Origin of the sequence: Mucilaginibacter tolerans (assembly GCF_030519375.1) — a bacterium.
Lineage (GTDB): Bacteria > Bacteroidota > Bacteroidia > Sphingobacteriales > Sphingobacteriaceae > Mucilaginibacter.
The window spans coordinates 213,362-225,090 of the sequence record NZ_JAUMKB010000003.1 but is presented as its reverse complement, the minus strand read 5'-3'; the positions used below and the strand labels follow the sequence as shown (position 1 = coordinate 225,090).

Sequence of the window (11,729 nt, the reverse complement as noted above, 5' to 3'; positions counted from 1 at the left end):
CCAATGACTAGTGACTGCTCACTCGGAACGCAGGCTCTTTACCGGGTTCATCATTGCTGCTTTAATACTTTGGAAGCTCACCGTTATTAGCGTGATCAGAATGGCTGCTACTGCTGTTGCTGCAAAAACCCACCAGGATAGTTGCGTATGATATTCATACCCCTGCAGCCAGTGGTGCATGAAATAATATGCCGCCGGAATAGCTACCAGTAACGAGACGAATACCAAAGCCACAAAATCTTTCGACATTAATTGCCAAAGGCTGAATACCGATGCACCCAATACCTTACGCACACCTATCTCCTTTGTGCGTTGTTCTGCAACGTATGCGGCTAAACCAAACAAACCTAAGCACGAAATAAAAATGGCCAGCGTTGCAAAAATGCCCGATAGTTTTCCGACCAGCTCTTCCAGTTGAAATTTTTTGTTGTAATCCTCATCCGCAAACCGGTAAGAGTAAGGGAACGAAGGCGCATATTTATTAAATATTTTGGTGAGCTTTTCTATAGCCGTATGCGTCTCCACATTAGGTGACAGGCGATAGATGAGGTAGGTCCACCACCGTGGCTCATAATAATACAGGGTTGGATTGACTGAGGAAAAAGCTGAACCCATTAACGAATTCTTTACGACTGCCTTAACACGGATGCGCTGCTTATCAAAAGTGAAAACCTGATTCAAGGGGCCCTTCAAATGCAGGCGTTTAACGGCAGCTTCATTCAATATCATGGCTGCAGAATCAGCCGCCTTGTCAAACTCCATTCCTTCATTAATTCCAATGCCAAGTGTATGGAAATAATTTTCAGAAATGCCAATATAGGCTACCTGGGCCGTTTCGCCGGGTTGTTTACCGGGCCAGTTGTCGAGCGTGCCCGTTCCATAGTGTTCGGTTGCCCGGCTATTTGAGGTGGTAACACTTTGAACAAGTCCGCTTTGCAGCAATTCGTTTCTTAGGGCTACATAGTTGGTATGCAGGTCGGTATTAAAATCAGTAAGCAACAAACGATCGATGTCATACCCTTTCGGCCTGTTTTTGGCGAATTGTATCTGTTTGTAAATTACTACCGTACTGATGATAAGTGCGATAGAGCATCCAAACTGCGTTACCACCAATATCTTCCGCGACCATTCCGACGAACGATTAACTGACACTTTGCCTTTCAAAACCTCAACCGGGTTGAAAGACGAAAGATAAAATGCCGGTCTGCTGCCTGCAAGTATTGCGGTAAAGAAGACACAACCAATTGCAATCAGCCAGAATTTAACGCTGAAAAAAGGTATGGCAATAGTAGTACCCGTAAGCGCATTAAAAGGCGACAGGGCCAACTGTACAAAACAAAGACATAATGCAAAAGCGATCACTGTAAATAGAAAAGATTCCGTTAAAAATTGCAGAACCAGTTGATGCCTTTGCGAACCGATAGCTTTTCGTACACCAACCTCGCGGGCGCGTTTTTGCGAGCGGGCTGTAGAAAGGTTTACGAAATTGATGCAGGCAATTACCAGTACCAATACGCCAATAATACTAAACAATCGCACATACTCTATAAAGCCCCCTGCTTCCTTTCCGTTCTTATAATCTGAATACAGATGCGCGCGTGATATGGGCTGCATAAGTACCTGCGCATATTTTTTATTCGGATTCTCCTTTTGAATATCTCTGATCTTGGGTTCAACCTGCTCATAGGTAACACCCGGACTAAGCTTAACCACCAACAAAAAATTATTGCCGTCAAAACCCGCCTTTCTGCCTTCCAGGATCCAGCCTTCGGTAATGTCGGTATAACTGGTGGGAATCAGGAAGTTAAATTTCAATGACGAGTTTTCAGGCACATCCTTTACTATCCCCGTAACTTTTACATTATTCCGGTTATCCAGGTTTACCACTTTACCTATTGGATCATCATTACCAAATAAGGCCTTTGCAGTTGATTGGTCTAATACGACGGAATACGGATCCTTAAAAATGGTATTTACATCACCCTTTACCAGCTGATAATTCAGTGTTTTTAAAAAATCGTTATCAACAATTGCACCCTGCATGAATACTTTTCTGTCGCCGTTCCTCAATCCATGCTTATCAAAGTGTGCCACACCTACTTGCTTGATCTCAGGTATACGGTCCCGTAACACCTGTGCCAGTTTTAGTGAGGCGTCATTATCGGTAAGAATTTCCGTCCCGGTATTATAGTTTAATCTTACTTGATACACCTGCTGATAATCGGGCAAAAACCTGTCAAACGAATATTGATAGCTTACCCACAGCCCTATTAGCAGGGCAACAGCCATTCCGGCTGCAAGGCCAAAAACGTTAATGCCACTATAAACCAAATTATTCAGTGCATTTCTCCAGGCAATTTTCAAGAATGTTATTACCATACTGCTGCGGTTAGTTAAATAAGTGACCAGGCTGCCTTTTTGCTTTTTTTCAGACTCAGAGCGTAATTCTTTATTGTTTTCTACAGATACATGATTAGCATTAATCCGTTCCATAATCTTTTGAAAACGGAAATAGCCATTAGCTTCAATATTTTGCGCATTATCGCTTTGCCACCACTCCGTCATCAACTTTATCTTATCATGAATATCCGGGTGTTGCCGTAATAACTCATCTAACTCATATAACTCTTGCTCTGAGGCAGCATTTGCAAGCTTTTTTGTTACCAGGGCTAAAATATGATCTTCAATGTTCATGTTCTCAATGGTCTAGATGTTTCATTCAAATAGCATTACAAGGCTTTAATTAGCAAATAAATCACGTGCCATAAATTCAATTAACTTATTATCAGTACTTTAAAACAAATAACAAGGGTGGCGACTGTTCGAATATGAACGATGTGTTCGTTTTTAAGCGGACAGTCCACTTTTTTAATCAAAATTTACCGCGTATAAAAAAGGTGATTGTAACATATTTTGCCCGAACGGCGTCATGGTCTTTTAAATAAAAACTTTATAATTTAGCATAAACGTTAACTGGTTAACTCATGCGTAACTTTTCCCTTCTTGTTCTTTTGCTTGTGGCTTCATCTGCCTTTGCTCAAAAAACCTATATACAATGTGGCAAACTAATCGACGGGATATCTGGCAAGGCACAATCAGAAATGACGATCGTAGTTAATGGGAAAACGATAACTGATATTCAAAAAGGCTACATGACGGGTGGAGCAGGGGATAAAGTCATTGACCTGAAAAACAAAACCGTAATGCCCGGGCTGATTGATTGCCATGTTCATTTAGAGGAACAGCATAGCAAAACCAGCATGCTCAACGCATTTACGCTTACCGATGCTGATATAGCATACCACGCGCAGGTATACGCTAAACGTACTTTAATGGCGGGCTTTACCACTGTTCGCGATTTAGGAGGTTCGGGGGTAAATATCAGTTTGCGTAAAGCTGTTGCTCAGGGCCTGGTTGATGGCCCGCGGATTATTACTGCCGGCAGGTCAATTTCAGCAAGCGGTGGCCATATGGATAACTCGGTTGGTTTCAGGGATGATGTGTTTGACCATAAAATGGGGCCGGATGACGGTGTAGCCGATGGGAGGGAGGAATTGATAAAAGCCGTCCGTTTGCAAATAAAAAGAGGCTCGGATGTAATTAAAATAGCCTCAACCGGCGGTGTGCTTGATCTGAGTGAAAATTCTTCAGGGGCCGAATTCAGCATAGATGAGATAAAAGCTGTTGTTGAGACAGCGAAAGATTACGGTTTGCGTGTTGCTTGCCATGCACATGGGGCAGAGGGTATCAAACGAGCCATATTAGGCGGGGTTAACTCAATTGAGCATGGTACTTTTATGAATGATCAGGACAGGGAACTGGCAAAAAAATACGGCACTTACCTGGTGCCAACGATCATAGCAGGGAAATCGGTATCAGACTCGGCAAAAGTTCCGGGATATTTCCCTCCTGTAATTGCGCGCAAAGCAGTTGAGGTGGGTACCCAGATACAGGATAACTTCGGCAAATCCTACAAAGCAGGTGTAAAAATAGCTTTTGGTACCGACGCCGGTGTTTACCCGCATGGTAAAAACTATATGGAGTTTCAATATATGGTTGAGGTGGGCATGCCACCGATGGAAGCCATTAAAGCAGCGACAGTAAATGCTGCGGACCTGCTGGGCATTAGCGATAAAACAGGTAGTATAGTTAAAGGAAAATTCGCCGATATTGTGGCCGTTGACGGTGATCCGCTGGCCGATATTAAAACAATGAAAAATATGGCCTTCGTGATGAAAGAAGGTAAAATTTATACAAATCAATAATTAAAACTGAATATGATGAATCTGAAGACGCTTTCTGCTATAGCTCTTTCCGGAGTTTTGGCTGCAAGCCTGAACAACTCCTTTGCGCAGCAAGCTACTGCAAAAGCCGATGACCCGGCGATGAAAATCTACCGGGAAACCCCGCCAAAAATAAACGACCTGATACACACCAAGCTGGATGTGCGGTTCGATTATAAAAAACGCTATATGTATGGCAAAGAATGGGTAACGCTCCACCCGCATTTCTATCCAACCGATACTTTGAGACTGGATGCTAAGGGAATGGACATCAAAAATATCTCTATCGTTAAAAATGGTAAAAATATCCCGCTGAAATATAAATATGACGACAGCCTGAGTCTTGCCATCAATCTGGACAAGGTGTATCACAACAACGAATCATATACCATTTATATTGATTATACATCAAAACCAAACCAACTAAAGGCAAAAGGCAGCGCTGCTATTAATGACGCAAAAGGCTTGTACTTCATCAATCCGGATGGTACTGAAAAAGATAAGCCAACGCAGATATGGACACAGGGAGAAACCGAAAGTTCATCAGCCTGGTTTCCGACAATAGACAAGTCTGAACAGAAGACTACGGACGAGATCAGTATGACGGTCCCTGCCAAATACGTCACACTGTCGAATGGTCGTCTGGCTTCACAAAAAAATAATGGTGACGGTACCCGCACCGACACATGGAAAATGGAACTGCCGCACTCACCATACCTGTTTATGATGGCTGTTGGCGATTTTAAGATTTATCACGATAAATGGCGCAACAAAGAGGTAAACTATTACCTGGAGCCAAAGTATGCGCCATATGCTAAAGAGATTTTCGGCATGACACCTGAATTGATTGAGTTTTACTCTAAGACTTTAGGGGTAGACTATCCATGGAACAAATACTCACAAATAGTAGTACGCGATTATGTGAGCGGTGCAATGGAGAATACTACGGCTACCTTGCATGGTGAATATGTTCAGGGTACACATCGTGAGCTGATCGACCGTTATTATGATGCAGGACGCAGCACCATCGCTCACGAATTGTTCCACCAGTGGTTTGGCGATTATGTAACCTGCGAAAGCTGGAGCAACCTGACCGTGAACGAATCTTTCGCTGATTTTAGCGAAACCATTTGGGCCGAACATAAATATGGTAAGGATGCAGCAGATGAGCACAATTATGAGGCAATGCAAAACTACCTGGAAAATCCGGAGGCTTCTGCTAAAAACCTGGTACGTTTCCATTACGATGACAAGGAAGATGTATTTGATGTGGTGACTTATCAAAAAGGTGGTCGTATTTTAAATATGCTCCGCAATTACCTGGGTGATGCGGCTTTCTTTAAAGGGCTTGGCATCTATCTGAAAACAAACGCCTTTAAAAATGGTGAAGCACAGCAACTACGCCTGGCTTTGGAAGAAGCAAGCGGCCGCGACCTGAACTGGTATTTTAATCAATGGTATTATGGTGCGGGTCACCCGGTATTAGATATCAGTTATAAATGGGATGATGCCACAAAAACTGAGACCGTTTACCTTGCACAAAAACAGGACGGACAGACTTTCAAACTGCCGTTTGCTGTAGATATTTATGCAGGCGGTAAAAAAGCGCGTCACAAGGTTTGGATGAACGACAAAATGGATACACTGACTTTCCACTCAGACGTAAAACCCGAACTGGTAAATGTGGACGGTGACAAGATATTGCTGGCCTTGAAAACCGATAATAAAACTTTGGGCGAATATGCCTTCCAGTATTTCAATGCCCCTTTATACCTTGACCGTTACGAGGCTATTGAGGCTGCCCAAAACAAACAGACAGAAAAAGATGCCCAGAAGATCATCATTGCGGCTTTGAAGGATAAATATTATGGTTTGCGTATAAAAGCCATTCGCGCTTTGAATATGAAGAACGATGATATTCATAATACTGCTTTGCCGGTATTGACGTCATTAGCACAAAGCGATGAAAATACACTGGTTCGCGCAGCAGCTATGAATGTACTGGCTAAACTGAAATTAAAGGATAACATGGCCATGTTTAAACAGGGACTAAAAAGCGAATCGTATGCTGTACAAGGAGCTGCTTTAAATGGTATTGATCAGCTCGATCCGGCGCAGGCGTTAGAGCTGGCTAAGAGCTTCGAGAAAGATAACCGTGGCGCCTTAACCCAGGCTATCGTAGGTGTTTATGCTGAAAGCGGTAAATCAGCTCAATGGCCTTTTGTTTATAAGCAATTTACTGATGGCGATATAAATGGCAAGTTTATGCTTGTACGAAAATTTGCACAGATGACGGGAAGTGTTGACAGCCCGGCTGATGCGCAACAAGGGATAACCGCCATAAAAGAAATGGGGATTAAATACAAGATATATAATGGTGTAGCTCCATTTATTGCAGGTTTGCTGAATAACATCAAGGATCAACGTACCAAACTGAAGGATGATGCTTCTGCAAAAGCAGCTGAAGAGGCTGCGAAAGCGGTTAATGACGCAAAAGGGAAAGAGTAAATCCAACAATTTGATATAAGAAAGGCTGCCTGGCAGCCTTTCTTATTTTTTGACTATCATTTTTTCATTGGGACAAAAATGCAATGATTTTATCTCTTTCCTTAGCGGTAAGCTGAGCCCTTGTCTGCATATGCAAGCCGATGGTCACCCATTGTTCATGAGAGAATGATGCCGGAGAAGGTGTGTTATGACAACGTTGACAGTTCTCGGCCCAAAGTTGCGCTCCACCTTTAGAGGCAACTTTCTGACTTTCAACACAACCAGTTATTACAATTGCAATAAATGTGCTGAATATGGCTATGATAGCCCAGGTTTTGTTATGTATTTTGATCTTTTTCATGGCTATCTTTTTTAAAATTCAATTGAAAATTGCAAATAAATACTGTTTACATTGGTAGTGCCGCCTACACCTCCTGCTGGAATGTTTGCGGTGCTCAAAGCATGAGAGTGTGCATAGGTGAATTTCAGAACAGTTCTCCAGGTGATCCAGTAATCAAGCCCGAAATCGTGTTCATAAGAATTCTGTCCCCAGGTGGAACTGTTGGGAGTTGTATAATTTGAGTACCGGTATGCCAGTTCAAAATTCTTAAGAATTTTGTTGTCGACACCAACCGGCCTTATTGAAAATTGCGCAAATGAGGCTGATGTTTTATTATCGAATGAATAAGTTAATGTGGTATCAGCCTGACTGACATAATTCTGTTTGTTAACCACAATGCGGTTATACTGGCCTTTAATATTGATCAAAAATGGATTGAAAGTTTTTACAAAGTTGATATCGGCACCATACATTTTAACATTGGCGGTGGTGAAGTTAGATCCGACATCACCAGCGCTGCTATATAGCCCGGATACGCCGATTTCAAGGCAAGAGTTTGAGAGTGGAAGCAGTGAGAACCTGCCGCTTACCATTTTTCCTTTATTGTTGTCTACAATTCCGGCGTTTTGTAATTCCCCGTCGGGTAAAAGTTGCAGTCCATTAGTGAGACTCACGTCATAACCCCATTTCATGTCGCCTAATGGAAAGCCCCCGCTAAGCCCTATGCCAAAATCGGTTCCTGGCATGTCAAGTCCGTTAGGGTCGCCGGCGAGTTTGTCTATCCACCCTGCTGCAAGCTTCTTGTTATAAATACCAAACGGCACTACAAAATAACCTGCATGGATAATCAGCCCCGGAGCGGCGAAGTAAGATATATTTGCCCAGTTTACGCCTATAGAGCTCCCATCAAAAGATGGCTCAAATTCAACCAGGAAATTGTTGCTATGCCTCCAGATCAGCATCGGACTCAACTCATAATGATCGGCATCGCCAAAACTATTAGTCTTTACAGAAACGCCCGGCCCGCCTGGGGACAGAAAAGTTGTTTTGCTTTTAACAAAGCCAAATGTGGCTAAACCAGCCACCATAAAATGACTTTCGCCAGGTTTTTGATCTGCCACTTGTTGCTCTAGGGCGCTTATCCTGTCCAGCAGGGCGGAGTCAACCGTAGTTTTCTGCGCCCATGCAACATTTATAGTTAACGGCACTACCAATGCGAGTACCAGTACCTTTAAAATTTTATTTGTGATTGTCATAAGATTAAGTTTTAAATCAAGTGATACTATTTTTTAGATGTTTTTGAAAGCGTGCGGATATAGTTGATCAACTCCCACCTTTGTTGTTCTGTCAGTATTTTTCCATAAGCAGGCATTGGGTTTCTCCCTTCTGAAAGCTTCCAGAATAACGCACCGTCTGTTTCGTTTTGAATAGCTGCAGAAGAATGATCTGCCGGTTTTGGATTTAGAGCCTGTGCTGCCGGCCCATCACCACGGCCTTTATCGCCATGGCATGGGGCACAATTGGTTACATACAATTTTTTACCTTCGGCCAAAGCAGCGGCATTGCCTGCAAGAGGGTTTTTTATTATCTGTGCTTCTTTTGGGGTGGCCCATGGTTTTTGTTGGGCAAATGTCTTTGTAAAAACCGCATTGAATATTATCACGAATACAGCGGTTAAAATGATGGTCCTATTCCATTTAGGGAAAGAGCAACCGGGGTTTATTACACTTTTCATCTTATTCATGGTTTAATTTGTAGTATAAAGCTATGGCTAATTAAGCCCAGGATAAGTGATTGTGGTATCGGCCAAATGTGATATTCATCACATTTTCAATTAATTACGGGTGGGGTGAAGGCTGAATGGAGACTTTAACAGTTACGTTTCAAAAAATAACACTATTTAACAGTTCGTTTATTTATATTAGAAGGACATAAGCCAGCCATGAAAAAATTATTGTTAATACTGATTGTTATTGCAGGCGCCACCCAATTAAAGGCGCAGCAGTCTGCCACAAAACCTTTTGATCAAAATTTGTTTAAGACACCTAAGGATCAGAACCTGCTTCAGTTTAAGCCGGACGATAGTACACTGTTTAAGAATTTTTCGACTATACCTAACAAGCAATTATTGGCGTTATCACCAAATAAATTGTCGGAAAATCTATCCTTGCAAAATCCGTCTGTGAATATTGACCGTATGCCGATAGCAAAAATGAACGGCAATATCGACCATATGCCGATTGCAAAACCAAGCGGTAATATGGAAAAGATGCCGGTGACGAAGGTAGCGCCGTTGGGTTTGCCGAAACCGGTTACCCCTTGATCTTTTCTAACGCAGTATCATGGAATAATTTACCTTGCTCCCGTTTTTCAATCACCTCATCAAACGACTTTTCATATTCAGGGTGATTGGTTTTCATCAGCCTGTCCCAGATATTAAAGTAAAGCCCATAATTGCATCTGGTCAGTCTGTGATGCATGTTATGGTGGGTAGAAGTATTGTGCCACTTAAACAGCCGATGACTGGCAAATCCTTTCGGGAAGATCTCAAAACCAAGATGCCCAATTACGTTTAGCAAAAGAGAATATATGGTAAATATCATCAGCGCAATAGGATGATATGGCATCACCAACGCAATAAGCGGAATAATCCCGACTTCGATAACGGCCTCTATCGGGTGAAAAGCATAAGCCGCAAAAGGAGTGGGGTTGATGGAAAGATGGTGTGTTTTGTGCGCTATTCTGAACAAGGGCTTCCAGTGCATTAAACGGTGCGTCCAGTAGAAATAGGTATCGTGCAGAAAGATCATCACAATAATGCTAAAAAAGAAATAGAAATAGCCGTACAGTCCGATGTCCTTATAAACCCTTGTATAACCCTTTTGTCCTGCAACGATGGTAAGAATAATGATTACCCCGAAGATCAATACACTCAGCATGGAATAGCCGATCTCTCTTAGAATATGTTTATTTTCAGGATACCGCTGCTGAATTTTGGCGTACCAGAATTTGTGGTTCTTCCAGATATAAAAGATGAAGTAAAATACACCGGCGAGCAAAAAATACCGCACTACTATACTGAACAGCACACGTGCTATTTCACCTGCTTTGGCCAATGTTATTTCGGCGATCATATTGGTATGACGATCAAACCCTTAAAACATTTTAATATGTTGATAATTAATTTATTGATCAAAAATCCTTGTTTAGCAATTTTTCCAGTTCAGCAAAGCTGATGTTCATTTTTACCCGACCCTGTTTGGCATAAGATATTTCGCCGGTCTCTTCGGATACGATGATTGCTGTTGCCTCGTTGGTTTCAGTTACCCCGATACCTGCCCGGTGACGCAAGCCAAATTGTAAAGGCAGGTCGGTTTTGTCGGTCAAGGGAAGGATACAGCTGGCGGCTTTGATCTTATTCTCCGATATCACCACGGCACCGTCATGCAGGGGGCTGCTTTTTTGAAATATACTCTCCAGTAAGCGTTTGGAAATTTTTGAGTCAAGCACCTCGCAGCTGTTCTGATAGAACTGTTCGTCATAGAATTTGGCGAATACAATAAGCGCGCCAGTGCGGCTTTGCTTCATGCTTTTGCAGGCGTCTACGATTGGTTTAATACGGGCGTAGTTGTTCTTTTCGTCTTCACGTTTGCCAAAGAAATAGGCCCACCAGGCTTTGTTTCGCTGCAAGGAGGCGTTTTTGCCTACCAGCAGCAGAAATCGCCGTATCTCCTGCTGAAAGACGACAATGACTGCTATAATACCGACATTGACAAAGTTTTGCAGTATGGCTGTAAGCAAACTCATATGCAAGGCCCGCACCACGAAGAACAGCACATAGATAAGTGCGAGCCCGATAAAAATATTTGCTGCTATAGTACCCCTGATCAGGCTGTAGAGCTGATAAATGATAAAAGCCACCAGCAAAATATCCAGTATATCAAAAAAGGTTACCTTCAGATGGCTCAGATCAAATAAATGCATATGGCTAAGTTAGTATTTTCCCTTATTAGATGTGAGAAGTGAGATATGAGATTTGAGATAAATGTTCAAAGTGGTAGAATCAAATGACTTTAAATAGCGAAATATTCACCTGCTTCGCATCGCATATTTCACTTTTCAAATCTATCCTGAATATGGCCCTCCGGGAACGCCCCAACCCCAAACGGGCATAGGTACATCAGGGCTTTCGGTAATTTCGTCAGCATTAGAATTAATTACGGCTATGCGGGTACCCCACTCGAGGTAAGCCATAAATGCAGAACGGAATTCAGGATCATCTGGTAGCTTTAATTCATCGGCAGTCTGAAGCAGGAGATCGATCCAACGTTTGCGTTGTTCGTTAGTGAGGTGCTTCGACAAATGTTTTTGGATCATCTTAAAATGACTGCCTTCTGATTCACTGTAAAGGTTTGGTCCGCCAAATACTTCAGCAACAAAATGCGCTACAAGCAGGCGGTGTTCGGGCGACATATGATTAAAAATCGGGAGCAAAAGCTCATCAGTTAAAACCTTATCGTAGAATTTTTGAAAAAGAGCTTCGAATGCAGACATGCCGCCAGCCCATTCATAAAGCGTCGGTACGGGTTTGCCGTTGTTTTCCATAAGATGATCGTGGT

10 protein-coding genes are annotated in these 11,729 nt (G+C 42.5%); 3 read left to right on the top strand and 7 right to left on the bottom strand.

Annotation, left to right across the window (positions count from 1 at the left end):
* Nucleotides 1-18 precede the first annotated feature (18 nt).
* Complete coding sequence (locus Q3A68_RS05675) at nucleotides 19-2,694, bottom strand: ABC transporter permease (protein WP_302900088.1); 2,676 nt, start codon at nucleotides 2,692-2,694, stop codon at nucleotides 19-21.
* 290 nt (nucleotides 2,695-2,984) lie between these two features.
* On the opposite strand from Q3A68_RS05675, the gene Q3A68_RS05670 reads away from it, so the two are divergent.
* Nucleotides 2,985-4,265: a metal-dependent hydrolase family protein gene (locus Q3A68_RS05670; protein ID WP_302900087.1), complete on the top strand. Its 1,281-nt coding sequence runs from the start codon at nucleotides 2,985-2,987 to the stop codon at nucleotides 4,263-4,265.
* Nucleotides 4,266-4,277: 12 nt separating this feature from the next.
* On the top strand, nucleotides 4,278-6,791 hold the full coding sequence (locus Q3A68_RS05665) for a M1 family metallopeptidase (protein ID WP_302900086.1): 2,514 nt from the start codon (nucleotides 4,278-4,280) through the stop codon (nucleotides 6,789-6,791).
* 64 nt (nucleotides 6,792-6,855) lie between these two features.
* On the opposite strand, the gene Q3A68_RS05660 is transcribed toward Q3A68_RS05665, so the two are convergent.
* The 3 genes from Q3A68_RS05660 to Q3A68_RS05650 are packed head-to-tail and all read right to left on the bottom strand — an operon-like array spanning nucleotide 6,856 to nucleotide 8,845.
* The gene (locus tag Q3A68_RS05660; protein ID WP_302900085.1) at nucleotides 6,856-7,131 is read right to left on the bottom strand and encodes a c-type cytochrome; all 276 of its coding nucleotides are present in this window, start codon (nucleotides 7,129-7,131) and stop codon (nucleotides 6,856-6,858) included.
* 11 nt (nucleotides 7,132-7,142) lie between these two features.
* Nucleotides 7,143-8,366 (bottom strand): hypothetical protein, encoded by a 1,224-nt coding sequence (locus Q3A68_RS05655; RefSeq protein WP_302900084.1) that lies wholly within the window; start codon nucleotides 8,364-8,366, stop codon nucleotides 7,143-7,145.
* Nucleotides 8,367-8,392: 26 nt separating this feature from the next.
* Nucleotides 8,393-8,845 carry a c-type cytochrome gene (locus Q3A68_RS05650; protein ID WP_302900083.1) on the bottom strand — a complete coding sequence of 151 codons (453 nt, stop codon included), beginning with the start codon at nucleotides 8,843-8,845 and terminating at the stop codon, nucleotides 8,393-8,395.
* A 207-nt stretch (nucleotides 8,846-9,052) separates the two neighbouring features.
* On the opposite strand from Q3A68_RS05650, the gene Q3A68_RS05645 reads away from it, so the two are divergent.
* On the top strand, nucleotides 9,053-9,433 hold the full coding sequence (locus Q3A68_RS05645) for a hypothetical protein (protein ID WP_302900082.1): 381 nt from the start codon (nucleotides 9,053-9,055) through the stop codon (nucleotides 9,431-9,433).
* Here Q3A68_RS05645 and Q3A68_RS05640 read toward each other — a convergent pair.
* The 3 genes from Q3A68_RS05640 to Q3A68_RS05630 form a co-directional block, all read right to left on the bottom strand.
* A complete protein-coding gene (locus tag Q3A68_RS05640; protein WP_302900081.1) occupies nucleotides 9,423-10,244 on the bottom strand; it encodes a sterol desaturase family protein in 822 nt (273 codons plus the stop codon). The two genes, Q3A68_RS05645 and Q3A68_RS05640, sit on opposite strands and share 11 nt — an antisense overlap.
* Before the next feature lie 58 nt (nucleotides 10,245-10,302).
* Nucleotides 10,303-11,094: a diadenylate cyclase CdaA gene (cdaA, locus tag Q3A68_RS05635; protein WP_302900080.1), complete on the bottom strand. Its 792-nt coding sequence runs from the start codon at nucleotides 11,092-11,094 to the stop codon at nucleotides 10,303-10,305.
* 141 nt (nucleotides 11,095-11,235) lie between these two features.
* Nucleotides 11,236-11,715 (bottom strand): group II truncated hemoglobin, encoded by a 480-nt coding sequence (locus Q3A68_RS05630; protein WP_302900079.1) that lies wholly within the window; start codon nucleotides 11,713-11,715, stop codon nucleotides 11,236-11,238.
* Between the last annotated feature and the right edge of the window lie 14 nt (nucleotides 11,716-11,729).